Below are 24,307 nucleotides of genomic sequence, written 5' to 3' on the forward strand. Positions count from 1 at the left end.
AACGGCGCGGATCATACCATAGCAGCCGATCCACCCCGGCGAAGGCGCCCGTCAATCGGAAAGCCGGCGGACCCAGAACAGCTCGTGGCGACGCACGGCCTTGCGGAAGAATTCGTCCTCGCCGGTGGCTGGCCAGCGGCGGCCTGCGAGGCAGCGCTGGATCAGCCGGCGCAGGCGTTTCTTGGTGGGCAGCGGCCCCTGCAGGTCATGCTGCATGGCCAGGGCCTGGGCCTTGTCACGCTGTTGCGCGGCATGCAGGCAGAGGCTCCACAGCGGGTCGGCCGGAAGCGGCTCGATGGCCGGCGGCAGCGCGATGCCCTGGCCGGCGGGCCCCATGGGCCAGCGGTCGTTGTCGTGCAGGTGGTTGGCGTAGAGCAGCAGGCTGGCGGGCTGCCAGTCGGCTTGCTGGATGGCCGCGAGCAATGCCTGGGTCGCGGCGACGTGATCGCTGTGGGGGTCCAGCTCGGGATGGGGCGTGACCACCACCTCGGGGCGGAAATACTCCAGCAGGCGCGCCAGGTCAGCCACCAGATTGGTCCAGCTGGGCACGCCGTCGGCGTCGCCGGGCAGCTCGATGGGGTTGTGCTGGCGCACGGTGCGGACGTCGGCATCCCTGGAAACCTTCGAGCCGAAGCCCTGCTCCGGCGCCTGGGCCATGGCCGGGAGTTGCAGGCAGTAGTAGCCGAGCTGCACACAACGGGATTGCGGGACGCCGCCCCAGAGCGGGATGGCCTGGCTGTCCCAGCTGCGCAGGCGCCCTTTGAGGCGGGCGGCTTCGGCGGCGTCCAGGCCGAGCCGCTGGTAGTGCTCGGCTTCGATCTCGCCCTGGGTGAGGGTGACGATGCTGGCCTCGGCGGCCTGGCTGTACAGCCCGAATGCGGCCAGTTCGGCGTCGTCGGCGTGGGGGGCGATGACCATCACCCGCTGCTGGCGGAAGTCCGGCTGGGCGAGGGCGTAAAGAGTGGCGTCGGCGGCGACCCGGCAGAAACGCCCACGAATGACGAGGGTGCCGGCCTGCAGCGCGTCGTGCTGGCCGGTCAGGTTGAGGTAGCGCCAGCCATCGACGCCGCGCTCGAAGTCCTGGCGGTCGTCACCCACGCAGACTGCCGGGTCCAGCCAGCGGCCCAGCCAGGACGCGCGCAGGCGCACCCGCAGGATCAGCGTGTCCGCCGCGCCTGCGCCCTCGGGCAGGTGGACGCGGCCGCTGGCCAGGTCGAGCGGCCACTCGGGCGTACCGGCCGGGAAGGCGTAGCGGTAGTCATCGCTCGGGGCGTAGAACAGGTGGTCGGCGAACCAGGCCTCATGGGCGATCCAGCCCAGCACCAGGGCCAGCGGCACCAGCCACCCGGCCACGCCGATGCCCAGTGCCACCAGCAGGACGAGGGCCACCAGCAGCGCGATGCGCTTCTGCCGGCGGTGGCGTTTCAGCAGTTGCTGCTTGCGTCCGCTCATGGGTTCACACCTGGTAGACGGGCACGCGGTGGCACCAGCGGTCCTTGTATTCGCGGTCGGCACGCCCAAAGGAGTAGCGCAGCGGCTTGTCCAGGGCGCGGGCCTCGGCCCAGGCGGCCTGGGTGTTGACGAAACTGAGGACGCTGCCGGGGCTGAAGGCGCGCTCCTGGGGGTCGACGCCACCGTTGATGTATTCGAGGCTGACCCAGCGCGGGGCCTCGACCCGGTAGAGCACCTGGATGGCTACGGGGCGGTCCTCCAGGTAGATCAGAGAGCCGGTCATGAACTCACGCATCAGGCCGAACACCTCGGCCAGGTGCGCCTTGCCGGTGGCGTCGAAGCCCCAGCGGCGGTGGAAGAGGTCGGCATAGATGGCCGCCTGCTCCGCCGGTTCCAGCTCCAGCATGGGGCGGATCACGCCGCCCGCCTCTTCCAGCAGGCGTTGCTCGCGGCGCTGGTTGTAGCGGAACTTCTTGCTGTAGTCCTCCGGCTCGCGGGCCAGGGCCAGGCCCTCGGGCTGCTCGCGCAGGCCGGTGATGCCGCTGAGGTTGAGGGCCGAGACATAGCGGGCCCGATGACGCAGGGCTACGCCGGCCTGCTCGGCGATGGGCAGGATGATTTCGGCGTTGCCCAGGTCGAACAGGCCGCGTTTGCCCTGTTGCTTGAGCACGTCCTTGGACAGTGCCAGGTGTCGGCCCCAGGTGGGCAGTGCGGCGACCAGACGACCGCCCTGGCTCCAACCCAGGTAGCGCACGGGGATGCCGGCCAGGCCGGCCAGCCGCTCGACCACCTCGGGGTGGGTGGCGACGCTGCCGCCGAACTCATGCCAGGCACGGGCATAGGTGGCGGCGTCGATGGGCTCCCAGCCCCGCTCACGCCAGGCACGCAGGTAGCTGAGCATCAGGCGTCCTGCTCCACCGCGTCCTTGCCGTCGTCTTCGAACTGCTTGGCGTGCAGGCGGGCGTAGTAGCCGTTGAGGGCCAGCAGCTCGCGGTGGGTGCCACGCTCGACAATACGGCCCTGGTCCATCACCAGGATCAGGTCGGCCTTCTCGATGGTGGAAAGACGGTGGGCGATCACCAGGGTGGTGCGGCCCTTCATCACTTCGTCCAGCGCGGCCTGGATGTGCCGCTCGGACTCGGTGTCCAGGGCGGAGGTGGCCTCGTCGAGGATCAGCAGAGGTGCGTTCTTCAGCAGGGCGCGGGCAATGGCCAGGCGCTGGCGTTGGCCGCCGGACAGCAGCACACCGTTCTCGCCCACCAGGGTGTCGTAGCCCTGGGGCATCTTCTCGATGAACTCGGCGGCGAAGGCGGCTTCGGCGGCGGCCTTGACGTCTTCCAGCGGGGCGCCGGCGAGGTCGCCGTAGGCGATGTTGTTGGTGACCGTGTCGTTGAACAGGGTGACGTGCTGGGTGACCAGGGCGATGTGCCGACGCAGGTTGCGCAGGCGGTAATCCTCGATCTCGACGCCATCCAGCAGAACCTCGCCGTTCTCGTGGTGGTAGAAGCGCGGGATGAGGTTCGCCAGGGTCGACTTGCCGCTGCCGGAGCGGCCCACCAGGGCCACCATCTGGCCGGGTTCGGCGACGAAGGAAATGTCGTCCAGGACGGGCTTCTCGCTGCCCGGGTACTGGAAGTTCAGGTGGCGGACCTCCAGGCGGCCTTCGACGCGCTCACGCTCGACGGTGCCGCGGTCGATCTCGGGCTCTTCGTCGAGCTGTTCGAAGATGCTCTCGGCACCGGCGACACCGCGCTGGATGGTGGAGCTGACTTCGGACAGCTGGCGGATCGGCTTGGGCAGCAGGCCGGCCAGGGTGATGTAGGCCACCAGGTCACCGGCCGAGGAATCACCACGCATATAGAGGACGAGGAACATCAGCACAGCCATGGCGCTGTAGATCACCAGCTGCAGCATGGGGGTGTAGACCGCCGAGGTCTTGGTCATCTTCAGCTGGCGGTCGGTGTTGCTGGTGCTGGCGTCGAGGAAGCGGCTCGACTCGTAGGACTCGCCGCCGAAGCTGCGAACCACCCGGTAGCCCTGGATGGTCTCGGAGGCGACGTGGGTGACATCCCCCATGGCGACCTGGATCTTCTTGCTCTGCTTGCGGAACTTGCGGCTGGCGCTGCTCACCATGAAGGCGATCAACGGCAGGATGGCCACCATCACGAGGGTCAGCTGCCAGTTCATCCAGAGCAGGGAGGCGAACAGGAAGACCACCGTCATGCCTTCGCGGATCACCACCTTGATGGCGTCGGTAGCGGCGCCGGTCACCATGGTGACGTTGAAGGTGATGCGGGAGATGAGGTGCCCCGAGTTGTGGTTGTCGAAGTAACGGTTCGGCAGCACCAGCAGGTTGTTGAACAACGCCAGACGCAGGTCATGGACCAGACCGAGCGAGACCTTGGCCAGGAAGTAGTTGCCCAGGTAGGAGCCGATCCCCTGCCAAAGCGCGATGAACACGATCAGCAGCGGCACGGCCTGCAGCAGTTGCAGGCGCGCCAGCCAGGGGTGGTCCTGCACGAAGGGCACGCCGGCGAAGAAGCTGGCCTCGGGGTTGTTCAGCCCGTCGACGAAGTACTTCAGCACATAGCCGAACATGGGCTGGGTCGAGGCGAAGATCAGGAACCCAACGATGCTGATGAGGAAGAGGCCGATGTAGGGCTTTACGTAGGAGAGCAGCCGGAAATAGATCTTCAGGCTCGAGGTCGATCGCGAGTCTGCAGAGTTGTCGGTCATGGAAGTGCGCCATGGGCAGAGCGGGCGCATATGCTATCACAGCCCCTCGGCCCCGCCAGACACGCGAAATATCCGGCTGTATCCCGTAGAATCGCGCCTCGATTCGACATCAGGGATGCGGGCTCAATGTCTCTCGCTTCACGCGCCTGGCAGCGCAATGCGTTCAACTTCATCAGCGACTGGGTACTACCAGCCGGTCTGTTCTGCCTGCTGACCGGTCTTGCCTGGTTGGGTGAGCGCAACCAGTACCACAAGCTCTTCTATGCGCTCATGGCCGCCCCTGCGCTTATTGCCTTCCTGTTGCAGCCTGCCCAGACGCTGCGTGTGCTTCGGACTCCCGTCACGCTTGCCTTCATAGCATTCTCCGCCTGGGCATTGCTCAGCATCGCCTGGTCCACTACAGATGAATCCGTAAGTTCACTGTTAAAGAGGCCGCTGTACATCCTCATGCTGTTTGTCGCCTGTGCACTGATGGCGCGTGACAACTGCTCGCGCCTTCAGACGACTGTCCATCTGGCCGCACTGTTGATGATTCCGATTGCGGCCTACTCACTGGTCGATTTCGTCCGTCATTACACAGAGGGGGCCCGCCTGATCGGAAGCGGCGCGCTGGACAACCCCCTGCTCAGCTCGCATCTGTTCGGCTTTTTCTGCATCCTCTGGCTCGGCTATGCTATGACCGCCGCGCCTAGAAATGGTCTTGTCGCACTTTTACCTCTGGCTCTGCTGTTCATGGCCCTGCTCGCTACAGGCTCCCGAACACCATTGATTGCAGTTGCAATTGCGTCAGCCTGGATGATGATCTGCTGCTGGAATAGGCGTGCGGTATTGCTTGCGACGATGGGTGTTACCGTCTTGATCTGCCTTCTCCTGCTGTACCCGGAAAGCCTTCTGAACCGTGGCACCTCCTATCGCTTCGATATCTGGCAATTGGCGTTGGAGAAAATCCAGCTCCACCCTCTGATAGGCCACGGGTTCGACGCACCTGTTTCTTTCGTCATCCCAGAAATTGGTTATGCGTTAAGTGAACCCCACAGTTTTTTCCTGGGCGTGCTCTTCTATACCGGCTTAGTGGGAGGGCTGTGCTGGCTATTCATGCATGCCAGCGCCCTCTGGATTTGCTGGAAGCGGCGGAGTGACGTCTGCTTCATCATCGCCGGGGCGTTGGTGCTCTACGGGCTGGGGGCAGGACTGACCGAAGGAGGGGGCATCCTGCCACGCCCCAAAGAGCACTGGCTGCTGACGTGGATCCCCTTGGCATGGGTCGCCACACTGAGCATTGGACGCCAACATGAGAAATCAACCTGATGCTCTTTCTTTCCAACGAGCAGCTGCAGGCGCTAAGTCACGACTCGACCGTTCTGGAGCAGGACGGGCTCGGCCCGAAGGTTCTCCGATTGAGCGACGGCAGCTTTCTCAAGCTGTTTCGCAAACGCCGCATGCTATCCAGCGAAACACTGAAACCCTACGCTCAGCGTTTCGCCGACAACGCCAAGCGCCTGCAAAGACTCGGCCTCGCCACACCGGAGATCGTTGAGGTCTATCGCCTCGAAGATCCTATCAATCGCACAGCCGTGCGCTATCGCCCCCTCCCCGGTGAAACCCTGAGGCACGCCTTGGAGCAATCCGGGCCTTCGCAGCAACAGCCGTTGGTCAAGCAGTTCGGCCAACTGCTGGGCCTATTGCATGAGAAGGGCGTTTACTTCCGCTCCATTCACCTGGGCAACGTACTGCTGCTGCCAAGCTCCGAACTCGGCTTGATCGATCTTGCCGACATGAAAATTGGCCGTCGGCCACTGAGCCTGCGCCTAAGGCTACGCAACCTCAAACATATGCGCCGCTACGACAAGGACAGATCTTGGCTGTTCGAGCAATTCAACGACGCACTGGCTGAGGGCTATGCCCAGCACGCAGGGCATTACGCCAAGGCAGTTCTGGCAAACGATCAGTCAGCATGAAGCTGCCGGTTACTGCTTCTCCAAGGGAGAGAAAAGCAGTCGACCCAATCCACGCCAGGTTTTCTTGTTCCAGGAGCGGAACGGAATCTGGCGGAGCAGTTGGCGAGCATACTGACGATCACGATTGGAGCACTTCAGGAACATCGAGCTGAGGAAGCGCGTTCTGACGAACTCATATTGGGGATGGGCGCTGAACAAGGCATAGGTGCGCAAGATACTGTCCACCATGAACGGCGTGTTCTTGGATGAGTTGCTGCCGTGTTTCCGGTACTGCGCCAATACCTCGCCAAGGCAATCGATAAAATACCCCGCATGGGTGATCTTGAGTTCAATCAGCAGGTCTTCCAAGCGTATCTGCGGATCGAACCCCCCGACGAGCTCCAGCGCTTCCTTGCGGAAAAGCAGCGTAGGCGCCGGAGGGTAAGGTTTGCGTTCCATGAATACATCATCGAAATCCAGCCGGCGGAACGCAGTGTCACGACGTTGACGTGACTCTGGAAACAGTTGGCCAGCCGAATCGATCAGCTCGATGTTCCCGGCACATATCCCGACCTCCGGTTTGTCCTGCATGTAAGCGACTTGCTTGGCGATACGCTCGGGAACCATGATGTCGTCCGAGCCGAACGGGGCAATCAGGCTTCCCTGGGCTCGTGCCACACCTTCGTTAAGAGTATGGGTCAACCCCTTGTTCTGCTGCACACGGAAATCAAATCCGTATTGCTGTTGCAAGCGCTGGATACGCACAACACTGTCGTCAGTGGAGCCATCGTCGATAACCAGCAGCTCAATGTTCGGATAGGTCTGCTGGACGACACTCAAGATGCACTGTTCGATGTAAGGCGCATGGTTATAGGACGCGACGATGACGGTCACCAAAGGCTGTTGCTGGGTCATTTCGCTACCTCTTCCAAAGCCGTTTCAATCAGTTCCAGATACTGCTGGCGAAAAACATCTATGTCGTGCTGCTCCTGCAGATAGCGATAAGCGTTTTCGCCTTTCTCTGCGAGTTGGACATCGCTTAGCGCGAGGTATTGGGACAATGCCTCTTTCAAGGCAGGCACATTGGCCGGCGGCACAGCCAAGCCGCCGGCCCCCTGGATCAATGGCAGCATGGCGGGTACATCGCTCGCGATAACCGGCAGACGCCCACTCATGCCCTCGAGCAGCGCCAGGCCCAACCCTTCAGCCAATGAAGGCATTGCCCAGATGTCGAACGCACGGACATAGCGCAAGGCGTTATCGCGGAATCCGAGCAAGTGAACTCGTCCCGCCACCCCCAGACGTTCGATCTCCTGTTGCAGACGATCATGCTCTCGCCCGGCGCCGATGATTGCCAGGTGGGCATCAGGAAATTGTCCCGCAACTTGCGAGAACGCCTGCACCAGATATATGTGCCCCTTTACCGGAACCAGACGCCCCAGCGCCCCCACCAAACGTGCATGCATGGGAAGCCCCAGCTTCTCACGCGCAACCTCACGAGGCAGTTGCAGCGCTTCCGCCTGGACAATATCGATGGCATTGGTGATCGCAACCGTGTTGCGCTCAGTAAAACCACAGCGACACTCCAATAGATACTGCCGCACAGCTGGAGAAACCCCGACGAAGCGCCAGGATGCGCTGACCAGCCGAGCGGTCTGGCGCCGCCTGTAAGCGCGGTCATACTCTCCAAAACCATGTGCGATACCGATGCAAAGCGGAATCTTCAACCAGCGGTTGAGCATCAGCATCATGTTCACTGGTTTGAAACGATTACAGATCACCACATCGAAGCGCTCGCTTCGGCAGTACTGGTAAAGACGCCACATGGCGCGAATTCGCATGCCTTTGAGCTGGCTGTCGGAAAAGCCGAAGTAAACCGAGCGTTCGGCTCGACTCGCAGGCTGTCCAGCAGCCGGGCGCCCCCGCAGAAAGGCGTTGACAGTTTCGAATCGCTCCGACGGCAAGGCCCGGAAAATCTGTTCCCCCAGATCTGCAAAGTCATGCGCCTTGATGTTGTAGCCAGGGTGCAACTGCAGGACCTTGATACGGCGTCCTTTGTTCATTTCCACTCTGCGAATCCTTTTTCGTCGATCATCCAGGCGTGCGTTTCGGCAAGCGCTTGCATCACCTGCAAGGCGGGTTCCGACTGAGTATTCCATGCATCCCGCTTCCAAATAGCGAAATGGAAATAGGGGTATTGGCGGTCACCATCCATGTCGTTGGTCAAGCTACCGCTTTGCCAGAACCAGCGCTGAGGAAAACGGAAACTGCCATCAATCCATGGAATACACCCATTAGGTGTACTGAACGCCTCGGTGAATTCACTGCGCCGACGCAATGGATTGAATCGACCGACCAAGTTGAAAAGCGGTTCGGGGAAGTTCTTGCGCCACAGAAACAGACGACTGAATGCCCCCTCGTCGAGCGCATGATGCAACTGGTCACTCAATCGCTTCTGCCATTCCGGCATTTGCATGAAAACTTCACGCATCGCTGCGGTGTTGCGCAGCAGGCATAAATGGCCCGAAACGCGACGAGCGTGAGTGGAATAAAGGTCATAGCGCGCCAGTCGCTCGGGGGTGAAGTATTCGCGCAAGCGCCCGTAAAGAACATCAAGATCACCGAAGGCCCAAAAATCGTAGCCCCGCAGCCTGTCCTCATGGATGTAGCCGAGGGCCGGCTTGAGATCACAGAGCTTGTACGGATTTGCCGGCGCGAATGGAATGCCGAGGCGCTGAGACACCCATGCGCAGTAGCTTGCGTAGTCAATAGGCTCGATACGGACATTCGGCGGCAGATGCTCGGGCTCACCACAATCACTGAAGAGCAGCCAATCAATGTCGGAATTGAGCCGGCAGCTTTCCAGAAACAACGGCATCCAGAATGGCCAGCGCCCGAAATAGGGGATGACAAAGCAAATGCTCGGGGACACGGCCACGCTTCCAAACCTCAACTAAAAGAGAACCAATCCTCTATGGGCGCCCCATTCAACACACCAACGCGCGAGAACCAGACACACCCTGCATTCATGTGCGAAACGCCAGGCACAATTCCACTTAGATAGAGGAACAAGGCAAACCCGGGCGTGTTATCTCAACACAACTTTCTCGCCTGTTCGAGCAGATCGCCCAATCGTTGCGCCTGGGAAGCCGTAAGGAGTTTCCGCCAACTTGGCGGCAAATCCTGCTCACCCTCCTCAGATTTGAGAGCGTTCAGGCAATCAAGAGCATAGGCAGGCGCACACGACCGGGAATATCGATCACCGGGCACTTGCAACGCAAAAAAAGCCGCACGCGCGCCCTTGCGAGCTTGTTTATCCAGCCCAATTGCAAGCAGGCGGAACATGAGCCGTTTCAGCAATGAAGGCTTGGGCCGTTGCGAAGGCAATTCGGCGGAAACAGCAACTAGACGCTCGGAAAACTCTTCCCCGTGAATCGAGAAGAACTCAGCGATCATCAGGCGCCAGAAAAGCTTGTCGCCATAGTAGTGGTTGACAATTCCCTGGGCATTCGCGGGCGCACCCAGCCTTCTTAAGTATGCGGCACACCCGACAGCGAACTGCTCGACAACATGGACATCAGGTGCCAGCGGGTAGATCTCGTCAATCAGACGGATCGCCAGATCCATACAAGCATCCGGCTCGTTTCTGAGAGCCAATACGCCAGAGTTGATCAGCGGCATATCGCCCTTGATCTGGTATTCACGCTCCAGCACTTCGGCTGCGGCGTCATGGAGACGCTCGCCCCGCCAGTCATCCCAACGCGCCTCGACTTCATCCACCAACCAATCGGCCTTTTCCAGGCGCTCGAACAATCTGCTCGCAGAGCCCACAAAAAAAGTATCGGTATCGATGAAGATACTGGCGCCTGGGAGGTTGAAAGCATCGTGCATCACTGCTGCTTTCAACCGGTGCATATAACCCTGGCTACCACGCCACTGCTTGAGCCGGTTGTCATCAAGCACTTCCAGATCGACGGGCCAGCCATGGAAATCCTCAGGCCTATCGGTGTACACGAGGATCTGAGGAAGCTCTTCTCGCGGAGTCTGCCGCAGCAGTGAAAGCAGACTGTACTTCGCCTCCCACCGATAATCCGCCTGCCCGCCGTACAGGAGATACACGAGACGACGCTGACAGGCGCTCATTCTGCCTCACTCCAGCGCGAGACCATTGGTAACTCCCAGAAGCATCTTTTCGCTGCAGAGTCAGAAAACACATGCTCAAGGCAAGCAGGTATAGCACTGCAAGGACTCTGAGCGGATTCAATGAGAACGGCAGACAACATAGATGAGTTCGGATAGTTGAATAATCGCCCAGCGCCTTGAACAATCTCGCAAGCCCCTCCGTTGTCACTGGAAACTACGGGGACTTCCGCCGCCATCGCCTCCAGCAGCACCATGCCGAAGGGCTCGTGATCGGACGAGAGCACGAACAGGTCGAACGCACGGAAATAACGCCGACCTTCCGGGACCTGCCCAAGGAAGCGTACCCGGGCAGTAACGCCCAATTGCTCGGCCAGTGCTTTCAGGGAAGCCTCAAGCCGGCCACTGCCCATGATGGCCAGCAGGCTGCCAGTTGGCAGTTGCGGCAACGCTTCGGCGAATCCACGGATCAGCGTGGCCTGGTCCTTGTCCGGGTGCAGGCGGCCGACATTACCGACCACCCAGGCATCCTGGGGCAGGCCCAGCGCCTCGCGCGCTTCTTCGCGAGACTTGAGGCCAGCCTGGACTGCCGCGATATCGATCCGGTTGTAGAGGGTCTCGATCCGTTCAGCAGGCCAGTCGGGCAGGCAACGGCGCATGTCGTCACGCACCGCGTTGGACACCCCCAGCAACGCCAGGCGCTTACGGAAGAAGTTGGCGAACACCCGGCGCGACAGCCGCTGGTAGTCACCGAAGGCATGGTGCACGCCGATCACAGGCAGCGATGTGCCCAGCAAGGCGATGTAGATCGGCTTGAAACGGTGGGCAATGCAGAAGCGGAAATCGCGACCTGCCACGATCTTGCGGATCGCACGGAGCGCTCCGAGCTTGAGCCCCCTCACGTCACGGCTGCTTTGACCGAGGAAGATCACTTCATCGGAAGCCGATCCCTGCACCACCGCCTCACTCGGCTCGCCGGTGAGGTAGACGGTGGTCACCTTGTAAGGGGTACCCTCGAACAGCACGGCGTACTGACGGGCGCAATCCAGAAAGGGCCCGTCATAGCCGTGGCAGAACTGCAGGACGCGCGGTTCAGAGCTGCTCATACCACTCGGCGCCTTCCTTGACCACGAGGATGTCTTCCATGATCAGGTACTGCAGGTCAGACCCGTAGAACATGTTCAGGGCATCGGTCGGCGAGCAGATCATCGGCTCGCCGCGACGGTTCAAGGAAGTGTTCAGCGACACGCCGTTACCGGTCAGCTTCTCCAGCTCGAGCATCAGGTCGTACCAGCGCGGGTTGTGCCGACGCTCCAGCACCTGGGCCCGAGAGGTGCCGTCCTCGTGCACCACCTCGGAGACACGCTCCTTCCACTCCTCGTTGACCTCGAAGGTGAAGGTCATGAAGGGGCTCGGGTGGTCCACCTTGAGCATCTTCGGGGCAACGGTATCGAGCATCGACGGGCAGAAGGGCCTCCAGCGCTCGCGGAACTTGATCTGTTCGTTGATGCGATCGGCAACGCCCGGAACGCTCGGGCAACCGATGATGGAACGACCGCCCAGGGCACGCGGGCCGAACTCCATGCGCCCCTGGAACCAGGCCACCGGGTTGCCGTCGACCATGATGCGGGCGATGCGCTCCGGGGTGTTCTCGATACGCTTGAACACCGGCTTGTTCGGGTGCTTGGCGCAGGCGGCGATGACCTCCTCGTTGGAGTAGGACGGGCCGAGGTAGACGTGCTCCATCTTCTCCACCGGCACACCGCGCTTGTGGGAGACATAGGCCGCGGCGCCCACGGCGGTGCCTGCGTCGCCGGAGGCCGGCTGCACGAACAGCTCCTTCACATCCGGGCGGGCGATGATCTTCTGGTTCAGCTTGACGTTGAGCGCACAGCCACCAGCGAAAGCGATCTTGCCGGTGTCACGGATGATGTCGCCCAGGTAGTAGTCCATCATCTCCAGCGCCAGCTTCTCGAACAGCGCCTGCATGCTGGCGGCGTAGTGGATATAGGGATCGTCGGCGATGTCGCCCTGGCGCTTCGGTCCGAGCCATTCGATCAGCTTGGGCGAGAAGTAGTAGCCCTTGCCGTTCTCCTTGTAGCGGCGGAAGCCGATGACGTTGGCGTAGTCGGTGTTGATCACCAGCTCGCCATTCTCGAACTTGGCCAGGCGGGAGAAATCGTACTTGGCGGCGTCACCATAGGGCGCCATGCCCATGACCTTGAACTCACCGTCGAGCATCTCGAAGCCGAGGTACTCGGTGATCGCGCCATAGAGGCCGCCGAGGGAGTCCGGGTCGAAGAATTCCTTGATCTTGTGGATCTTGCCGTTCTCGCCCCAGCCGAAGAAGGTGGTGGCGTACTCGCCCTTGCCGTCGATCCCGAGGATCGCGGTCTTCTCCTTGAAGCCGGAGCAGTGGTAAGCACTGGAGGCGTGGGCCAGGTGGTGCTCCACCGGCTCGATCTTCACCTTCTTGGCGTCGAAGCCCAGTTGCTCCAGGCACCAGACGATCTTGTTGCGGTAGCGCTTGTAGCGGCGGTTGCCCATGAGGATCGCGTCCAGGGCGCGATCCGGTGCATACCAGTAGCGCTTGGCGTATTGCCAACGGGCCTTGCCGAAGAGGCTGATGGGGGCGAAGGGGATGGCCACCACATCCACATCGGACGGCTTGATACCCGCCTGCTCCAGGCAGAACTTGGCCGACTCGTAGGGCATGCGATTCTTCGCGTGCTTGTCGCGCACGAAGCGTTCTTCTTCGGCGGCCGCGATCAGCTTGCCGTCGATGTAGAGCGCGGCGGAAGGATCATGGCTGAGGGCGCCGGAAAGGCCGAGGATCGTCAGTGCCACAGTGTTAAGCCTCTATCAAAGCGGCCGGGCGTCGTGACGCCCGGCAAGTTGTCCAGTACACAGCCCCTCGGGGCTCATTCCCAGCTTCAAGCCTCGGGCTTCAAGCTGGCCTTGGGTAAACGTTCATCCAGGTGGCGGTACAGCGCCGAATCCGCCGGCCAGTTGCGCAGGAAGCGCTCGCGATCCCGGGCATAGGCCCTGGCGAAGCTGCGCTCGCTGCCGTGTTGCCGGACCGCATCCAGGTCGATCAATGACCAGTGCCCGTCCTGCCAGAACAGGTTGTGCCCCTTCAGGTCGCCGTGGCTGATGCGCTCGCGGATCAGCGCGGCAAACAGGCGATCCAGGGCTTCCAGCTCGGCTTCCGGCGGCAGGCCCTGGTTCGCACCGACCGCCTGGGCGTCTCGAAAACGGGCGATTATATCTTGACCCGGCAGATATTCGGTAATCAGGTACGCGCGCCCGCGCAGGCCCAGCCAACGGTGCTCCACCACCGCCAGCGGACGCGGCGTGGCGATGCCGAGGAAGGCCAGGCGATGACCCTCGCGCCAGCTGTGCCAGGCACGGGACGGCCGCCAGAAGCGTTTTAGCCAGTGCAGCAGGTTCTTGATGTTGTAGCGCTTGACCAGCAGCGTCTCGCCGCCTTGCTCCACCCGTGCCACCGTTGCGGCACCGCCGTCCTTGAAGCGATGACCGGCGGCGATGGCGGCATCCGGCGCAGCCAGCAGCGGCGCCACGCGCGCCTCGGCATCCCGACGAACGGCACGCAGGCCGAACAGCGAGCGCCGGACGCTGAACAGGCTGCATTCGCGGCCAACCTTTTCGAGGAAGTCACGCAGACGCCAGCGGCGGACCCGGGCGATTTCCTTCTCCAGCATTTCCAGCGGCAAGGCGTGCTCGCCGTTGGCCAGCAGGTAATGCACCAGCAGCTCTTCCAGGTAAGGCGCAAGGGTGGCGGGCAACTGGGCGAAGAACACCCCGAGATTGGCGAGCACCTGCTCGCGGGGCAGGGGTTCGCCCTCGCAGACGGCACGCACACCGCCGCCATCGATCAGCTTGAGCTGCCCGTCATGCCGGAGGATGTTGTCCAGATGCAGGTCCTCTTGCACCAGGCCGCGAGCATGCAGGTGGGCGACCAGCTCCAGGGCTTCACCCACGACGCGCTGCTGGCCGTCGGAGAGCAACGGCTCGCCTTCGACCCGGCGCCACTCGTCCCACAGGCTGCTGGCGCCCTCGAGGAACTCGAAAAACAGCCAGCCACCCTGCCCGGGCACCAGCCCGCTTTCCAGCAGGGCCGGAGTCGGCAGGCCCTGGCGCGCCATCAGCTCGGCGCCCTGGCGCTCACGCTCGAAGTGACGGGCTGCCTTGCCCCCCACCAGCAACTTGGCCAGCACCCGGCGCCCTTTCCACATCGCGGCGCCTACATAGCGCTGGCCCGGCAACACACGCAGCAGAGTCTCCAACTGCAGCAGCTCTCCGTTCAGCTCAAGCTGCAGGGGCAAGGCAGGGGAACGCCCCATGCCAGCAAGTTCAACGAGCCTCATGCGCGGCTCTCCTTGTCCCGCTGGCGTCGCATCAGGAGCTGTTCCCAATGCTCGACATCGGCGCTGCTTCCCAGGTAGGCAACCAGGAAGCGCCGGATATCATCGGCGCTCCAGATACGCGCACGGCGCAACAGAGGCTCCAAGTCCTTGATCCGGTCGCGACGACCGAACAGCAGCGGACGCGTCTTCTCCAGGTCGATCAGGCACGCTTCGCAACCAACGGCGGCAGGGCGCAGGAAGATGTGCTTGGGGTAGAAGCAGCCGTGCATCTGCCCGGCTCCGTGAAGCTGCCGCGCCAAACGGCCGCAGGCGTCCAGCAGGGCCTCGCGCTGGCCGGCTTCGACCGCAGGCCATTGGTCGAGCCAGTGGTTGAGTTCCTGCCAACCATCCAGGGCGCGAGTCACCAGGATGGCGTGGCGCTCGCCCGGACGACGGCGCTCGCCAAAGAACACCGCTTGCAAAGCGGGAATCCCCAGCTCGGTATAACGGCGGATATTGCGGAACTCCCGGGCAAACGTCGGCTCGCCGAAGGGGTGCGTCAGGCTGCGGGTCAGGTGGTTGGATTGGCGCTTGAGGTAGTACGCCCGCTCACCCAGCTCCAGGCGGAACACGCTGCTCCAGCCACCGCGCTCGGTGTTGGGAAGGTCCACGGCTTCGAGCTTGAGCGCCCACAAGGCATCGAAGTCGGCCAGGCCGTGGGCCTGCAGGCAGGCCAGGTCGTCAGGGGCCACGAAGTCGTTCATTCGCGCCCCTCGAAGTAACCCAGTACGCGGCGGACCTGAGCCTTGCCGCTGCGATCCAGGCGCGCGAGCCCACGGTATTGCAGGTAGAAGCGCATACGCTGAACGCGGGACAGCTTGTACTTGGCCACCTTGTCGAGGCAGGCGAGGTCCTTGACGATCCGTCGCTCCAGGAAGCGCCCCCACCAGAAGGCTCCCGTGGGGCAATCGATGAAGAACAGCTTCCCGGCCGGGTCCACCAGCAGGTTTCGCCATTTCAGGTCGTTGTGCGCAAACGCGTGATCGTGGAGGGTCCGGGTCGCCTTGGCCAGTTGCCGGCTGATGCCATCCACCCAGCGCCGGTCGAGCAGACGCGGATCATCGGTGAGCGCCAAGTGCGCCAAATCCTCGGTGTCCAGCAGCTCCCGAGTGATCAGCGCACCCCGCAGAAAAGCACCACCCCGGCGCTCCATGCCGTAGGCGACGATGGGCGCGGTGGGTATGCCCCACTTGGCGAACCAGCGCAGGTTCTGCCACTCCGCCTTGACCCGGGGCCGCCCGAGGTAGCGACGCAGGCCCTTGCCCGCCCCCCAGTAACGCTTCACGTAATAACGGATGCCGTTACGCTCCAGGCGTACGACTTCGGACAGCGGATCGCTGGTGATGCGCTCCGCCTCCAGGGCAAAGACGCGATCCAGGCTGCCAAAGTCCTCCGCCAGCGCGGCGTAATCGGGGGCCAGTGTCCAAGCCGCCATCAGAGTGCATCTCCATAGCGCTGCTTGCGCGCATAGAGCTTCGCCGCCTTGCGAGCCAGGTGGGCCAGCAGGGGCCGCTCCTGGCGCAAGACCTCGCTCAATGGCCGGTCGAAATAGACCCGCAGGAAGCGAAGCCAGTCATGTCGGGTCAGCCCGATATCCAGGGCCGAGAAATAGAGCGCAGCCAGGTCCTTGTCGCGCCAGCGGCGCGGCAGGCTCGGGCGGACCTGGGCGCGGTGCAGGTCGATGACCGACAGGCGGAAGTCGCTCGGGGTCACCGGCCGGTCGGTGTGCAGCAGGAAGTGGCAGATGTAGCAGTCGCGGTGGTTGACGCCCGCGCGGTGCATCTCACGCACCATTCGCGCCACCTCGTCGATCAGCGCGCGCTTGAGCGCCAGGGGCGGCGGGTTGCGCGGCCAGTCGAGGGAGAAGTCCTCCAGGCTGACGGTTGGCGCCAGTTCCTCGGTGATGATGAAGGAGTGCTGCTGGGCCGGGTTGTCGCCCCGCTCGCCAAAGGCGACGGCGGTCATGGTCGGCACGCCCACCTCCTGCAGGCGATGGATCGCCCGCCACTCCTGGCCGGCGCCGAGCACCGGCAGCTTGGCGGTGACCAGGTTCTTGAGGATCTCGCCCCAGCCGATGCCACGATGGATCTTGACGAAGTAGCCCCGCCCGTCGACTTCGGTACGCAGCGTGCGGCGGCCGTCCAGCTCGCGATAGACCTGGCCCTGCAGGGCCTCTACCGCTTCGAAGGCGTCACGCCCGCGCCACAGCTGTTCGAAAGGCGCCCTCAGTTCCAGCTTCATGGACGCTCCTGGAGAATCAGGTCGGCCGCCCGCTGGGGCATGCTGTACAGGTCGGCATGATCGGCGAAGGCCAGGCCATTGGCCGACCACCGCTGGCGTGCAGCGTCGTCGATGAGCATCTCGGCAAGCATGCGATTGAGGGTGTCCTGCTCGAAGGGGCTGGGCACCACGCGGCCGGCATCGGCCTCGTCGATGTAGTGGGCATAACCGCAGACGTCGGTGACCAGCACCGGCAGGCCGGCCACCAGCGCCTCCAGCAGCACCGTGCCGGTGTTCTCGTTGTACGCGGGGTGGATCAGCAGGTCGGCCCCCAACAGGAAACGCGGGATGTCACTGCGGCCCTTGAGGATGTCCACCTGGTCGGAAATGCCCAGGGCCTTCACCTGCAGCAGGAACGGCTTGGGGTCGTCCTGGCCGATGACGATCAGCCGGGTGCGCTTGCGCAACTCCCGCGGCAGGGACGCCAGCGCCTTGAGGGAGCGGTCCAGCCCCTTGGTCTTGAACCCGGAGCCGATCTGCACCAGCAGCCGGTCGTCGTCGGACAGCTTGAACTCCCGGCGGAACTCGGCACGGATGTCCGCCGCATTGGCCGGAGCACGACGGTCACTGGCGATGCCCGGTGGCAGCAGGTGGAAGCGCGACGCCGGGGTGGCGTAGTGCTTCACGAACAGCGGCTGCTGCACTTCGGAAATCATCAGCACGTCGGTCTTCGACTCGGGGGCGAACACCGCGCGCTCGTAGTCGGAGAAGTGTTTGTAGCGCCCCCAGCGACGGTATAAGCCGTTGCGCAGGGTCTGCGCCTTGTCCTCGAAGCAGGGGTCGGCGGCGTAGTAGACGTCCAGTCCGGGCATCTTGTTGAAGCCGATCACCCGCTCCACCGGCTGGCGCGCCAGGTCGGCCTCGACCCAGGCGGTGAATTTCTCGTTGCGCTTGTGGTTGAACAGCGCCTTCACCGGCGCGACCCGCACGTCGAAGCCGTCCGGCACGTCGCCTTCCCAGATCATGGTGTAGACGCGGATGGCGTGGCCACGACGCTGGCATTCCTGGGCGATGCGCATGAAGTCGCGCTGCAGGCCGCCGAAGGGGAAGTACTTGTAGAGCACGAAGGCCAGTTGCATCAGTGGGAGTCCTCGGTCAGCAGCAGGGCCTCCAGCTGGGTGGCCACCCGCTGCGGGTTCAGCCGGGTGAAGCACAAGGGCTGCTCGCGCTTGAGGTCGAAGCGACGGCGCTCCTCTTCGCTCGGCTGGTAGGCGCACTGCTTTTTCAGGCAGGGCGCACAGGGGAAGTCGCTGCCCAGGTGGACCTGCGAACGCCCGTAGGCACCGGTGAAGCCCGGGTTGGTCGGGCCATAGAGCGACAGGGTCGGCACATCCAGGGCGGCGGCCAGATGCCCCAGCCCGGTGTCCACCGCCACACAGGCGCGCGCGCCGGCGAGCACCTTGGCCATGCCGGCCAGGGACAGGCGCGGCAGTACGGCGGCGCCATCCAGGCCTTCGGCGAGGCGTTCGGCCCTGGCCTTCTCTGCGGCATTGCCCCACGGCAAGCGCAGGTTCCAGCCATGCTCGCAAACCCGCTCGGCCAGCTCGCGCCAGTAGGCTTCGGGCCAGTGCTTGGTGTCCCAGGTGGTGCCGTGGAGGAACAGCAGGTAAGGCGCGGCGCCCGGCGCGTCGGCCAGTTGCGCGCGATTCAGGCCGTAGTCACCGGTGCTCTGTGGCAACGGGTAATCCAGTGCCTTGGCGAACAGCTGGCGCACCCGCTCGACGGCGTGTTGCCCCCAGGCGACGGCATGGGGCTGGTCGTAGAAACGCGCGGCGATGGGCTCACGGGCGGACTCGCGATCGAGCCCGGCCACCGGAGCCTTGGCGTAGCGGGTCAGCCAGGCGCTCTTGAACAGCCCCTGGGCGTCGATCACCAGGTCGTAGCGGGTCTCCCGCAGGCGCCGCTTGAAACGCCCCCACTCACCACTGCGCAGGGTCTGGAACAGGTTCTTGCGCCAGCGGCGGATTGCCACCGGAATGACCTGGGCCACCGCCGGGTGCCAGGCGGGAATCTCGGCGAATCCTTCCTCCACCACCCAGTCGAACTGGATGCCGGGGATGGCACGTGCCGCATCGGTGATGGCCGGCAGCGTGTGGATCACATCGCCAAGGGAAGAGGTCTTGACCAGCAGAACCCTCATCCGGCGACCTCGATCGGGTCCGCCACCAGGCGCTCGAGGGCCTCGATGACCGGGCGCGGCTTGAGCTGGCGCAGGCAGTTGTAGTGCCCGAAGCGGCAAGTGCGCTCGAAGCAGGGACTGCACTCCAGACCCAGGCGGACGATTTCGACGTGCTCGGCCAAAGGCGGCGTGAACTGCGGCGAGGTGGAGCCGTACACGGCCACCAGCGGGCGGTTCAGGGCGGCGGCGACGTGCATCAGGCCGGAGTCGTTGGAGACCACCGCCTCGGCACAGGAAAGCAGGTCGATGGCTTCGGCCAGGCTGGTCTGCCCGGCCAGGTTGACCACCTCTTCCCGCAGGCCGGGAATGAGGCGCATGCGAATGTCTTCGCCGCCGGGGTGGTCATTCTTCGAGCCGAACAGCCACACCTGCCAACCGGCGCGGATCTTCACTTCCGCCACCTTGGCATAGTGCTCGGCCGGCCAGCGCTTGGCCTCGCCGAACTCGGCACCGGGGCACAGGGCCAGGACCGGGCGATCCAGTCCCAGCCCGAAGCGGCCGAGGGCGGCGTCGCGGCTATGTGCCTCGATGCGCAGGGACGGGCGTGGATACGGCTGGGGCAGCTCGGCGCCGGGCTCGAATGCCAGCGCCATGAAGCGCTCGATCATCAGCGGGTAACGGGCCTTGTCCAGCGTGCGGATGTCATTGAGCAGGCCGTAGCGCATCTCGCCCTTCCAGCCCGTGCGCTTGGGAATCCCGGCGAAGAACGGCACCAAGGCCGACTTCAGCGAGTTGGGCAGCAGGATGGCCTGGTCGTACTGGCCGGCCAGGGACTTGCCGATGCGCCGGCGGGTGGCGAGTTCGAGCACGCCATGCCCGAGCGGGAAGCTCAGCGCCTGGCGGACTTCCGGCATGCGCTCAAGGATGGGGCGGCTCCACTCGGGGGCCAGAACGTCGATCTCGCAGTCAACAGGGCGCGCCTTCAGACACTGGAAGAGCGTCTGGGCCATCACCATGTCACCGACCCACGAGGGGCCTACGATCAGAATTTTCATAAGCGGGCAGCTTCACGCCTCAAGCGACAAGCCGCAAGCTCCAAGCGGTCGCCCACTTGCAGCCTGCGGCTTGCGGTATGCAGCTCAGTCGGATTACTTGACCAGGGTGCGCCATTCACCGTGGGCGGCAGTCTTGCCGGTCACCAGGTCGAAGTAGGCCTTCTGCAGTTTCTCGGTCACCGGGCCGCGGCGGCCGGCACCGATCTGGCGGCCATCCACTTCACGGATCGGGGTCACTTCGGCGGCGGTACCGGTGAAGAAGGCCTCGTCGGCGATGTACACCTCGTCGCGGGTGATGCGCTTCTCGACCACCTTGATGCCCAGCTCGCCGGCCAGGGTCAGGACGGTGTTGCGGGTAATGCCGTTGAGGCAGGAGGTCACTTCCGGGGTGTACACCACGCCATCCTTGACCAGGAAGATGTTCTCGCCCGAGCCCTCGGCCACGTAGCCTTCCGGGTCCAGCAGCATGGCCTCGTCGGCGCCACCGGAGATGGCTTCCTGAAGGGCCAGCATGGAGTTGATGTAGTTGCCGTTGGCCTTGGCGCGGGTCATGGCGATGTTGACGTGGTGACGGGTGTAGGAGCTGGTGCGCACCTTGATACCCGCTTCCAGCGCGGCTTCGCCCATGTAGGCGCCCCAGTGCCAGGCGGCGACGATGACGTGCACCTTCAGGCCGGAGGCGCGCAGGCCCATGCCTTCGCTGCCGAAGAACACCATGGGGCGCAGGTAGGCGCTTTCCAGGCCGTTCTCACGGACGGCGGCGCGCTGGGCTTCATTGATCTCCTCCTTGGTGAAGGGGATCTGCATGTTGAAGATGTGGGCGGAGTCGAACAGGCGGTCGGTGTGGGCCTGCAGGCGGAAGATGGCGGTGCCGTCCGGGGTGTTGTAGGCGCGTACGCCTTCGAACACGCCCATGCCGTAGTGCAGGGTGTGGGTCAGGACGTGGGTGGTCGCATCGCGCCACGGCACCAGTTCGCCGTCATACCAGATCACGCCATCACGGTCGGCCATCGACATATTGCCAGCTCCTCAAGAGTTCGATTGATTCAGCACGGCGAGTTGGCAGGCAGTTAGCTCAAGCCCAACTCGCGCCAGATCCGCATCACGCCGTGGCGTTCCGCCTGGAACTGGTCCCCACTCACCACGCCGGGCTGCTTCTGCAGGGCCAGGCGATGCGCTGCGGAACGATAGGCCTTGTAGGCCTCCTGCAGCAGGCTGACGGTCTCGGCGGTCAGCAGTCCCACCGCGCCGAGACCATCCAGAATGCGGATGTTGTCGGTGTAGCGAACCAGCTCTGGATGCCGTCGCGACCAGGCGAGGGCCGCATATTGCACCATAAATTCGATATCGACGATACCGCCGGCGTCCTGCTTCAGATCGAACGGCGATGCGGCTTCGAAGGCATTCTCGCCGGTGCCGGCAGCGGTCGAGCGGCTGCCCAGGCTGTCGCGCATCTTGGCGCGCATCTCGCTCACTTCGCGGCGCAGGGTGTCGATGTCGCGCTCGCGCCCGAGCACCGCCAGGCGGACCGCTTCGAAGGCCGACGCCACGCGCGGGCAGCCCACCAGCACCCGCGCCCGCACCAGGGCCTGGTGCTCCCAGGTCCAGGCTTCGCTCTCCTGGTAGCGCTGGAAGGCGCCCAGGGAACTCACCAGCAGCCCTGCAGCACCGGAAGGCCGCAGGCGCATGTCCACTTCGTAGAGGTCGCCAGAGGTGGTCTGGGTGGTCAGCAGGTGGATGATGCGCTGCCCCAGGCGGGTGAAGAACTGCGCGCCATCGATGGGCTTGGCGCCGTCGGTTTCGGCCTGTGGATCGCCGTCATGGATGAACACCAGGTCCAGGTCGGAGCCGTGACCGAACTCGAGCCCGCCGACCTTGCCGTAGCCAACGATGATGAAGTCCGGATCGCAGGCCGAGCCATCGGCCCGACGCGGCGTGCCGTGGCGCGCCACGGTGTGGCGCCAGGCCAGGGCCAGCACCTGGTCGAGGATCGCCTCGGCCAGCCAGGTCAGGTAGTCGCTCACCTTCATCAAGGGCAACGTGCCAGCGATTTCCGAGGCCGCGACCCGCAGGCTGTGGGCCAGCTTGAAGTGCCGCAGCGCTTCCATCTGCTGCTCCAGGTCGTCTTCCGGAATCCGCGTCAGGCGCTCACGCAGCTCAGCCGCCAGTTCGGGTGCCAGCGGCGGGTGATAGAGACGCCCTTCGTTCAGCAGTTCGTCCAGCAGCAGCGGGTAGCGGGCGATCTGCTCGGCGACCCAGGGGCTGGCGGCGCAGAGGGTGATCAGGCGTTCCAGGGCGCCCGGGTTCTCGGTCAACAGGACCAGGTAGGCAGAGCGGCGCGCGACCTTTTCCACCAGCGGCAATACCCGCTCCAGCACCAGGTCGGGGGTGGCATGCTCGACGGTCATTGCCAGCAGCCGGGGGATGAAGGCGTCCATCCGTTCGCGTCCCAGGCGCTGCATGGCACGCAGCTGGGGGCCGTTGCGCAGGTCGGTGAGGCGCTTGAAGGCAGCTGGGGCATCCCGGAAACCCGCCTCCTCCAGTTGGCGCTCGGCGCTCTCAGGGTCCAGCGCCTCTTCCCAGAGCGGCAGCCATTCGGCACCGATGCAGGCCTCACCGACACCGCCAGCCTCGTCCTCATCGGGATCGGCAATCACCTGCTGGAAATGCCACTCCACCCGACCACGCCAGTACATCAGGCGCTCATGGAACGCCGCCCAGTCGTCGAAGCCCATGATGAAGGCAACGCGTGCGCGGTCCAGCTCGTCGTCCGGCAGCATCTGGGTCTGGCGGTCAGCGATGGCCTGCAGGGCGTGCTCGGTGTAGCGCAGAAAGGCATAGCCTTCGCGCAACTCGTCGACCACCTTGCCCGGCAGGTAGCCCTGGCCCGCGAGTGTGGCCAGGACCTTCAGCAGCGGACGCTGCTGCAGGCTGAGGTCGCGCCCGCCATGGATGAGCTGGAAGGCTTGGGCGATGAACTCCACCTCGCGGATGCCACCCGAGCCGAGCTTGACGTTCTCGGTCATGCCCTTGCGGCGGACTTCCTGCTGGATCAGCTGCTTCATCGAGCGCAGCGCCTCGATGGCGGAGAAGTCCAGGTAGCGGCGGTAGACGAACGGCCGCAGCATCTCCAGCAGTTGCGCCCCGGCAACAGGGTCGCCCCCCACCACACGGGCCTTGATCATCGCGTAGCGCTCCCAGTCCCGCCCCTGGTCCTGGTAGTACTGCTCCAGCGCATTGAAGCTGAGCACCAGCGCACCGGAGGAACCGTAGGGGCGCAGGCGCATGTCGACACGGAACACGAACCCATCGACGGTGATGGCGTCCAACGCCTTGATCAGGCGCTGCCCGAGGCGGATGAAGAACTCCTGGTTGTCCAGCGCACGGCGCGCGCCTTCCGTCTCGCCGCCCTCCGGGTAGCCGAAGATCAGGTCGATGTCGGAGGACAGGTTCAGCTCATGCGCCCCCAGCTTGCCCATGCCCAGGATGACCATGTGTTGCGGCTGCCCTGACCTTCGGCCCATGGGCGTACCGAACTGGGCGCAGTGGCGCGAGTAGAGCCAGTGGTAGGCACGATCGATACAGGCGTCGGCGAGGTCGGAGAGGTCGCGGCAGGTTTCGGCGAGATCGGCCTGGCGAGTCAGGTCGCGCCAGATGATTCGCACCTGCTGCTGGTTGCGAAAACGCCGCAGGCAGCGACCTAGCGCCTCATCGTCTGCGCAATCGACAAGGAGTTCATCAATTTTTGTACACAATTCTCCGAATTCGAGTGTACATTCAAGCCCGCCCGACTCCACCAACTGCACCAGCAGGGCCGGATCGCGACGCACCTGTTCAGCCACGAAGTCACTGGCTGCACAGACCCGGCGAAACGCCTCCCAGCGTGCCTCGGGCCACTGCTCGAAGGTCGCGCGCAGCGACTCGGGGAGGTGCTCGAGCCCGGCAAGAAAGCTGGTGCGGGCGCGCTCGGCAAGGGGTTGCAGCAGGTGGGGCAGGGCGACAAGCGGGGGCAGGCTCATGGTCTATCCTGTGATCGGCGCGCGCCGGGCCTCGGTTCCAGAGGCCTCGCATCGTGGATCTGTAGTTTTACTACGAAAGATTGTGCCCAGAGAGCTGAATCCGCCGTCGATTTGTAGTAAAACTACACAAGGCCGGTTCGAC

General features: G+C 63.9%; 20 protein-coding genes. 2 read left to right on the forward strand and 18 right to left on the reverse strand.

Features of this window, described 5'->3' with window-relative positions; genetic code table 11:
• Nucleotides 1–51 precede the first annotated feature (51 nt).
• The 3 genes from PotMrB4_RS25750 to msbA are packed head-to-tail and all read right to left on the reverse strand — an operon-like array spanning nt 52 to nt 4,188.
• The gene (locus tag PotMrB4_RS25750) at nt 52–1,452 is read right to left on the reverse strand and encodes a PIG-L deacetylase family protein (protein ID WP_172434814.1); all 1,401 of its coding nucleotides are present in this window, start codon (nt 1,450–1,452) and stop codon (nt 52–54) included.
• A gap of 4 nt (nt 1,453–1,456) precedes the next feature.
• Nucleotides 1,457–2,353 (reverse strand): GNAT family N-acetyltransferase, encoded by an 897-nt coding sequence (locus PotMrB4_RS25755; RefSeq protein ID WP_172434815.1) that lies wholly within the window; start codon nt 2,351–2,353, stop codon nt 1,457–1,459.
• Nucleotides 2,353–4,188 carry a lipid A export permease/ATP-binding protein MsbA gene (gene msbA, locus PotMrB4_RS25760; RefSeq protein WP_172434816.1) on the reverse strand — a complete coding sequence of 612 codons (1,836 nt, stop codon included), beginning with the start codon at nt 4,186–4,188 and terminating at the stop codon, nt 2,353–2,355. The genes PotMrB4_RS25755 and msbA overlap by 1 nt, the downstream gene beginning before the upstream one ends.
• A gap of 126 nt (nt 4,189–4,314) precedes the next feature.
• On the opposite strand from msbA, the gene PotMrB4_RS25765 reads away from it, so the two are divergent.
• Nucleotides 4,315–5,496 carry an O-antigen ligase family protein gene (locus tag PotMrB4_RS25765; RefSeq protein WP_172434817.1) on the forward strand — a complete coding sequence of 394 codons (1,182 nt, stop codon included), beginning with the start codon at nt 4,315–4,317 and terminating at the stop codon, nt 5,494–5,496.
• Nucleotides 5,496–6,146, forward strand: coding sequence for a lipopolysaccharide kinase InaA family protein (locus PotMrB4_RS25770; RefSeq protein ID WP_172434818.1), 651 nt, complete (start codon nt 5,496–5,498; stop codon nt 6,144–6,146). The genes PotMrB4_RS25765 and PotMrB4_RS25770 overlap by 1 nt, the downstream gene beginning before the upstream one ends.
• Nucleotides 6,147–6,155: 9 nt before the next feature.
• On the opposite strand, the gene PotMrB4_RS25775 is transcribed toward PotMrB4_RS25770, so the two are convergent.
• The 15 genes from PotMrB4_RS25775 to glnE form a co-directional block, all read right to left on the reverse strand.
• On the reverse strand, nt 6,156–7,040 hold the full coding sequence (locus tag PotMrB4_RS25775; protein ID WP_172434819.1) for a glycosyltransferase: 885 nt from the start codon (nt 7,038–7,040) through the stop codon (nt 6,156–6,158).
• Nucleotides 7,037–8,188, reverse strand: a complete 1,152-nt coding sequence (locus PotMrB4_RS25780) for a glycosyltransferase (RefSeq protein WP_172435156.1) — start codon at nt 8,186–8,188, stop codon at nt 7,037–7,039. Before PotMrB4_RS25780 ends, PotMrB4_RS25775 begins: the two co-directional genes overlap by 4 nt.
• Nucleotides 8,185–9,003, reverse strand: coding sequence for a DUF6625 family protein (locus tag PotMrB4_RS25785; protein WP_232060878.1), 819 nt, complete (start codon nt 9,001–9,003; stop codon nt 8,185–8,187). Before PotMrB4_RS25785 ends, PotMrB4_RS25780 begins: the two co-directional genes overlap by 4 nt.
• Nucleotides 9,004–9,218: 215 nt before the next feature.
• A complete protein-coding gene (locus PotMrB4_RS25790) occupies nt 9,219–10,268 on the reverse strand; it encodes a hypothetical protein (RefSeq protein WP_172434821.1) in 1,050 nt (349 codons plus the stop codon).
• Nucleotides 10,265–11,371, reverse strand: coding sequence for a glycosyltransferase (locus PotMrB4_RS25795; protein ID WP_172434822.1), 1,107 nt, complete (start codon nt 11,369–11,371; stop codon nt 10,265–10,267). Before PotMrB4_RS25795 ends, PotMrB4_RS25790 begins: the two co-directional genes overlap by 4 nt.
• A complete protein-coding gene (locus PotMrB4_RS25800; protein ID WP_172434823.1) occupies nt 11,358–13,112 on the reverse strand; it encodes a carbamoyltransferase family protein in 1,755 nt (584 codons plus the stop codon). Before PotMrB4_RS25800 ends, PotMrB4_RS25795 begins: the two co-directional genes overlap by 14 nt.
• An 86-nt stretch (nt 13,113–13,198) precedes the next feature.
• Nucleotides 13,199–14,653 (reverse strand): lipopolysaccharide kinase InaA family protein, encoded by a 1,455-nt coding sequence (locus PotMrB4_RS25805; protein WP_172434824.1) that lies wholly within the window; start codon nt 14,651–14,653, stop codon nt 13,199–13,201.
• On the reverse strand, nt 14,650–15,396 hold the full coding sequence (locus PotMrB4_RS25810; protein ID WP_172434825.1) for a lipopolysaccharide kinase InaA family protein: 747 nt from the start codon (nt 15,394–15,396) through the stop codon (nt 14,650–14,652). Before PotMrB4_RS25810 ends, PotMrB4_RS25805 begins: the two co-directional genes overlap by 4 nt.
• The gene (locus tag PotMrB4_RS25815; RefSeq protein ID WP_172434826.1) at nt 15,393–16,127 is read right to left on the reverse strand and encodes a lipopolysaccharide kinase InaA family protein; all 735 of its coding nucleotides are present in this window, start codon (nt 16,125–16,127) and stop codon (nt 15,393–15,395) included. Before PotMrB4_RS25815 ends, PotMrB4_RS25810 begins: the two co-directional genes overlap by 4 nt.
• Complete coding sequence (gene rfaP / locus PotMrB4_RS25820; protein WP_142013806.1) at nt 16,127–16,933, reverse strand: lipopolysaccharide core heptose(I) kinase RfaP; 807 nt, start codon at nt 16,931–16,933, stop codon at nt 16,127–16,129. Before rfaP ends, PotMrB4_RS25815 begins: the two co-directional genes overlap by 1 nt.
• Nucleotides 16,930–18,051 carry a glycosyltransferase family 4 protein gene (locus tag PotMrB4_RS25825; RefSeq protein ID WP_172434827.1) on the reverse strand — a complete coding sequence of 374 codons (1,122 nt, stop codon included), beginning with the start codon at nt 18,049–18,051 and terminating at the stop codon, nt 16,930–16,932. Before PotMrB4_RS25825 ends, rfaP begins: the two co-directional genes overlap by 4 nt.
• Nucleotides 18,051–19,112: a lipopolysaccharide heptosyltransferase I gene (gene waaC, locus PotMrB4_RS25830; protein WP_044400975.1), complete on the reverse strand. Its 1,062-nt coding sequence runs from the start codon at nt 19,110–19,112 to the stop codon at nt 18,051–18,053. Before waaC ends, PotMrB4_RS25825 begins: the two co-directional genes overlap by 1 nt.
• On the reverse strand, nt 19,109–20,146 hold the full coding sequence (gene waaF / locus PotMrB4_RS25835) for a lipopolysaccharide heptosyltransferase II (RefSeq protein ID WP_172434828.1): 1,038 nt from the start codon (nt 20,144–20,146) through the stop codon (nt 19,109–19,111). The genes waaC and waaF overlap by 4 nt, the downstream gene beginning before the upstream one ends.
• A gap of 93 nt (nt 20,147–20,239) precedes the next feature.
• Nucleotides 20,240–21,163 carry a branched-chain amino acid transaminase gene (locus PotMrB4_RS25840; protein ID WP_044400969.1) on the reverse strand — a complete coding sequence of 308 codons (924 nt, stop codon included), beginning with the start codon at nt 21,161–21,163 and terminating at the stop codon, nt 20,240–20,242.
• Nucleotides 21,164–21,216: 53 nt separating this feature from the next.
• The gene (gene glnE / locus PotMrB4_RS25845) at nt 21,217–24,165 is read right to left on the reverse strand and encodes a bifunctional [glutamate--ammonia ligase]-adenylyl-L-tyrosine phosphorylase/[glutamate--ammonia-ligase] adenylyltransferase (RefSeq protein WP_172434829.1); all 2,949 of its coding nucleotides are present in this window, start codon (nt 24,163–24,165) and stop codon (nt 21,217–21,219) included.
• Between the last annotated feature and the right edge of the window lie 142 nt (nt 24,166–24,307).

Source organism: Metapseudomonas otitidis, assembly GCF_011397855.1.
GTDB lineage: Bacteria > Pseudomonadota > Gammaproteobacteria > Pseudomonadales > Pseudomonadaceae > Metapseudomonas > Metapseudomonas otitidis.

Excerpts from the sequence above, each read along its gene's own strand:
- PotMrB4_RS25750 (WP_172434814.1), bottom strand. The coding sequence starts at position 1,452 with ATGAGCGGACGCAAGCAGCAACTGCTGAAACGCCACCGCCGGCAGAAG.
- PotMrB4_RS25755 (WP_172434815.1), bottom strand. The coding sequence starts at position 2,353 with ATGCTCAGCTACCTGCGTGCCTGGCGTGAGCGGGGCTGGGAGCCCATC.
- msbA (WP_172434816.1), bottom strand. The coding sequence starts at position 4,188 with ATGACCGACAACTCTGCAGACTCGCGATCGACCTCGAGCCTGAAGATC.
- PotMrB4_RS25765 (WP_172434817.1), top strand. The coding sequence starts at position 4,315 with ATGTCTCTCGCTTCACGCGCCTGGCAGCGCAATGCGTTCAACTTCATC.
- PotMrB4_RS25770 (WP_172434818.1), top strand. The coding sequence starts at position 5,496 with ATGCTCTTTCTTTCCAACGAGCAGCTGCAGGCGCTAAGTCACGACTCG.
- PotMrB4_RS25775 (WP_172434819.1), bottom strand. The coding sequence starts at position 7,040 with ATGACCCAGCAACAGCCTTTGGTGACCGTCATCGTCGCGTCCTATAAC.
- PotMrB4_RS25780 (WP_172435156.1), bottom strand. The coding sequence starts at position 8,188 with ATGAACAAAGGACGCCGTATCAAGGTCCTGCAGTTGCACCCTGGCTAC.
- PotMrB4_RS25785 (WP_232060878.1), bottom strand. The coding sequence starts at position 9,003 with ATGCCGTTGTTTCTGGAAAGCTGCCGGCTCAATTCCGACATTGATTGG.
- PotMrB4_RS25790 (WP_172434821.1), bottom strand. The coding sequence starts at position 10,268 with ATGAGCGCCTGTCAGCGTCGTCTCGTGTATCTCCTGTACGGCGGGCAG.
- PotMrB4_RS25795 (WP_172434822.1), bottom strand. The coding sequence starts at position 11,371 with ATGAGCAGCTCTGAACCGCGCGTCCTGCAGTTCTGCCACGGCTATGAC.
- PotMrB4_RS25805 (WP_172434824.1), bottom strand. The coding sequence starts at position 14,653 with ATGAGGCTCGTTGAACTTGCTGGCATGGGGCGTTCCCCTGCCTTGCCC.
- PotMrB4_RS25810 (WP_172434825.1), bottom strand. The coding sequence starts at position 15,396 with ATGAACGACTTCGTGGCCCCTGACGACCTGGCCTGCCTGCAGGCCCAC.
- PotMrB4_RS25815 (WP_172434826.1), bottom strand. The coding sequence starts at position 16,127 with ATGGCGGCTTGGACACTGGCCCCCGATTACGCCGCGCTGGCGGAGGAC.
- rfaP (WP_142013806.1), bottom strand. The coding sequence starts at position 16,933 with ATGAAGCTGGAACTGAGGGCGCCTTTCGAACAGCTGTGGCGCGGGCGT.
- PotMrB4_RS25825 (WP_172434827.1), bottom strand. The coding sequence starts at position 18,051 with ATGCAACTGGCCTTCGTGCTCTACAAGTACTTCCCCTTCGGCGGCCTG.
- waaC (WP_044400975.1), bottom strand. The coding sequence starts at position 19,112 with ATGAGGGTTCTGCTGGTCAAGACCTCTTCCCTTGGCGATGTGATCCAC.
- waaF (WP_172434828.1), bottom strand. The coding sequence starts at position 20,146 with ATGAAAATTCTGATCGTAGGCCCCTCGTGGGTCGGTGACATGGTGATG.
- PotMrB4_RS25840 (WP_044400969.1), bottom strand. The coding sequence starts at position 21,163 with ATGTCGATGGCCGACCGTGATGGCGTGATCTGGTATGACGGCGAACTG.
- glnE (WP_172434829.1), bottom strand. The coding sequence starts at position 24,165 with ATGAGCCTGCCCCCGCTTGTCGCCCTGCCCCACCTGCTGCAACCCCTT.